The sequence below is a fragment of the Rhizobium sp. SVR5-9E genome (assembly GCF_056755095.1).
On sequence record NZ_JBNDHS010000277.1, the window covers coordinates 1 to 369 of the forward strand.

The following is a 369-nucleotide window of genomic DNA, read 5'->3' on the forward strand; positions in this document are numbered from 1 at the left end:
GCATGATTCTCTGCAAATATCTTGGCCGGCTTTTCATAGATTGACGCTGTTGTCTTTCTTACAATCTTATTCAGGATGCTGTGAGGCAAATACGTGTAAAGACCTTTTTGTGCTGTCTTTACATAGAAAGCAGTTTCATCCTGATTGGAGCCGATCAGAACATCATATTGCACGGCATTTTCTTTCCATTTTTCAAGACTTTCCTCTTCTCTGCATAAAGGTGGATAACCATATTGTGTGCAGAAAGGCATGGAAGTTTTCAAACCGTATTTCCTGAATGAAGGTAAAAACCTCTCATAGCCTTCCACCATCTTCAAAGGATCAGATTCATCTTTTAAACCACTTGTCTTCCTGAAAAACTCAAACGAC

General features: G+C 39.3%; 1 protein-coding gene. It reads right to left on the minus strand.

What is annotated here, in order from left to right; translation table 11 throughout:
- Positions 1-369 (minus strand): hypothetical protein (locus ACPYOJ_RS34775; RefSeq protein WP_481420291.1); only part of this gene is annotated, 369 nt, incomplete at both ends.